We start from the raw sequence: 3,693 nt of genomic DNA, 5'->3' as shown, positions 1-3,693 counted from the left end.
TTTCCCTTCTATTTCTTACTATGAAATTTAGGCTTTTTGTTATTCTTCTAGCGTGCTTTCTGAGTGCTTGCGCTTCGTACTACCGAATGAATGAGCGCTTCAATCACTCGTTTGAAGAAGGTAATCTGGAACAGGCCGAAAAGGTGCTAGCTGGAAGTAAAAGAGCTCCCGAGGGGAAAGCCCAACTGCTGTACTACCTTAACCGGGGAGTGGTAGCTTCTATGCAGGGCAATTTTGAGGATAGCAACAACTTTCTGGAACGAGCCTACGAACTAGGCGAAGACTTGCGGAACAACTACTGGAACGTGGCTACTTCGTTACTCATCAACCCAATGGTGGCCTACTACACTGGCGAAGACCACGAACTACTACTGCTGCACTACTATAAAGTCCTGAACTATCTTCAGCTAGGTGATACCCAGGCCGCCTTGGTAGAGTGCAAACGAATGAATATTAAGCTAGTCAAATATAGCCGCCAGTACAACGAGGGATTACTTGGAAACAAGGGCCGCTACCACCGCGATGCTTTCATCCATACGCTGATGGGTATTATCTACGATGCCGACCGGGATTATAATAATGCTTTTATTGCTTACCGCAACGCTGTGAATATCTACCGTGAAGATTATTTACCCTTGTTTGGGCTAGATGCCCCGGAACAGTTGCAACAGGATTTATTACGAACGGCCCACCGGATGGGATTCACCAGTGAATTACAGCGCTATGAAAAGGAATTAGGTAGGAAATACAACGAACAAAAAACTAATGAAGGGGAACTGGTATTTTTCTGGAACAACGGATTAGGTCCGATAAAATCGGAATGGAGCTTAAACTTTGCCTTAATCCGGGGGCGTGGCGGGGCCATGGTGTTTAAGAATGACGAATTAGGATGGAACCTTCCGTTTGCAGTAAGCAGCAATGAGGAGTATGAAGAAAAGGGATTAGGCAATCTCGAACTGGTGCGAGTTGCTTTTCCAAAGTATGTTGAACGTCGCGCATACTTTACCAGTGCCCAACTATATTCGCCGTTCGGCACTTCGCGAGAATTGGAGCTGGCGCAGGATATTAATGGCATTGCGGTTCATAGTTTGCAACAGCGAATGTTTAAAGAGTTTAGTACGTCTTTGCTGAGAGTAGCGCTGAAGAAGTCTGCTGAATATGGCGTTAGATCAGAGAATGAGGATTTAGGGGCTATTGTTGGATTAGTAAACGCCTTCACTGAACGAGCCGACACCCGCAATTGGCAAACTATTCCCCATAGTATTAGCTATACGCGATTACCTCTACCCGCAGGTGAACAAAGCGTAGAGCTGCAACTAAGCCGGCCGAACACGGGCGCTCAGAAACATAACTTAACCTATACTATCCGTAGAAATAGAACTACGTTTGGGTCCTTTCACTCATTAGAGTCAACCTCTGCGCCCTTTCCCTATCTTTCTTATTAGCGTTCTGCTGGCATAGTGTTGCGCTGATTCCCCACTGACGTAAAACAGTATCCTCACAGTATAAGCTAAAACTGGGTAATTCTATATACCGGCCATTTGGCACGGTTCTTCTACTACAGCAGTAAGTATAACTTTCTAATTACTAACCTATTAAATTAATTATGAGACTAACTATAGTAACCCTATTAGCATTTGCAATGATGCTAAGTTGTGGCCCTAATAGCAATCAAGTTGAGAATGATGATACCCAAGATGCTTACTCAACAGTAGACGCTGATGAGGAAGAAGCCTTGGGTGATGTTGATACCCACCTCAACATAAATGAAACAAGGACCGACGAAACGGAAGATTTAGTTGAAAACAGCGAATCAGCGAGTAACAATTACACCGAAGCTAAGACAGTAGAGGTAGTAGTAAAGACCGATACAATAGCTACTAATATTGCTTACGATGTAAATCGACGAACTATTGAACAAGTTGATACGGTAAGTGCTACCAAAACGTATAAAGTAACCCGAAAAATCGTTAAAAAGAAGATTCTTGTTGATACGATAACCGAAACGATAAGCAAAGAACAACAAATAGAATTTGAGAAAGGTGACTACAAAGTATTGAACGAAAAGGTAGTTCAGGATACCGTAATGGAACGTATTGACCATACCATCAATCCCGCTACTAAAGAATTGGAACCAAGCGATAATCAAAACGCTCAAATTCAACCCACGAAGAATATTAATCCTAACAAACCTTCTTCTACTAAAGCAGAAACTAGCAACGAGCGTAAGACTCCATCGTATGAGCCGGTACAGTCAGATACTAGCCAAGCCAATAGTAACAACTCATAGTGAGCAGCAATATTAAAAGTAGTTAGATATGAGCAATCTGCCTCGGTAGGTTGCTTTTCTTATGTTCAGAATACGTAAGCCGAATAACAGCGTTCACGCTAATTTTTTACCAATATGGATACTTTTTTTACAATAGTAGGCTTTGGGCTATTCGCTTTTTTAGGTTACTGGGCCTGGTGGCAGAACCGTCCGATATACCGCGTACCTCGTAAATTCCCTACCGAATGGCAGGAGCTGCTACAAAAACACATTCACTTCTACCAGAACCTAGATGCCAAAGGTAGACGGCGTTTTGAAAGGAAGATCCGCAACTTCCTACGACAGGTTCGCATTACCGGAGTTCGTACCAAAGTTACTGATTTAGACCGACTGCTTACTGCCTGTAGTGCTGTTATTCCTCTATTCAATTTCCCTCGCTGGAACTACACATATCTGCGCGAAGTGCTGTTGTATCCGTCTGCCTTTGACCGAAATTTTTCTACAGAAAACCCCGAGCAGGTAATTACCGGAATGGTGGGTAATGGGCGCAATATGGAAGGCGTAATGATCTTAAGCAAGCATAGTTTAGAGCAGGGCTTCGCTAATACTACTGATAAGCATAATGTGGGCATCCATGAGTTTGTTCACATCTTAGATAAGCAAGATGGTGCTATTGACGGGGTGCCCGGTGAGCTTAATGACCGAGAATACGCCAAACCCTGGCTAAGACTAATGCACCGCGAGATGGAGCGTATTCGGAAAGGCAAGAGCGATATTGATGAGTACGCCGGAACAAAGGAAGAAGAATTTTTGGCGGTCACCAGCGAATATTTTTTTGAGCGGCCTAAGCTCTTTAAAAGTAAACACCCTGATTTGTACAAACTTCTTCGTAAAGTATATCATCAAGATATGGCTAAACGGCTACGAAACCCTTTTCGTAAACCAAAACGCATTGGCCGGAACGATCCTTGCCCCTGCGGATCAGGTGAGAAATTTAAAAAATGCTGTATGGATAACTAACATTTTCATGCTCTTCAATTAGAAGTAGAACGGCTGATATATTAGCCAATACGTAAAGAACTAGATTGAAACTGATTTTACAATTAGCTTTTTAGTTCCGTATCAGAGATTTTCCAACTTTTTTTCTGGTCCTTTACTGTCTTTACTAAAGTGATTAATTGAAGGCGTTATTGATCAACGAATTCCACTTAGTTAAACTTATATACCGATGTTCCTTCAAAACAGAAGTCACTCAATGAGTGACTTTGTCAATAGTAAGATATGGGTTGTTGTTGCTTCGTTTCTTATCAGCGATACGCGGTTGTATGCCGGTTGAACAGTTTGCGAAATTTCCCTTGACCCATTTTTGAGAATGGAACAGTGCCTCGAGCTATGCGTTCATTTAAATGAACAGTTTCTGCACT

Annotated in this window: 3 protein-coding genes; all 3 read left to right on the top strand. The window is 42.6% G+C overall.

Annotated features, from left to right (window positions below):
• Positions 1-1,445: COG3014 family protein (locus tag WBA23_RS16250; RefSeq protein ID WP_424583339.1), on the top strand; the 1,445-nt coding region annotated here is incomplete at its 5' end.
• A gap of 161 nt (positions 1,446-1,606) precedes the next feature.
• The gene (locus tag WBA23_RS16245; protein ID WP_424583338.1) at positions 1,607-2,290 is read left to right on the top strand and encodes a hypothetical protein; all 684 of its coding nucleotides are present in this window, start codon (positions 1,607-1,609) and stop codon (positions 2,288-2,290) included.
• 114 nt (positions 2,291-2,404) lie between these two features.
• Positions 2,405-3,289 (top strand): zinc-dependent peptidase, encoded by an 885-nt coding sequence (locus tag WBA23_RS16240; RefSeq protein ID WP_424583337.1) that lies wholly within the window; start codon positions 2,405-2,407, stop codon positions 3,287-3,289.
• Positions 3,290-3,693: the final 404 nt, after the last annotated feature.

The organism is Tunicatimonas sp., assembly GCF_049647865.1.
Classification (GTDB): domain Bacteria; phylum Bacteroidota; class Bacteroidia; order Cytophagales; family Cyclobacteriaceae; genus Tunicatimonas.
This window is presented reverse-complemented; position numbering and strand designations above follow the sequence as displayed.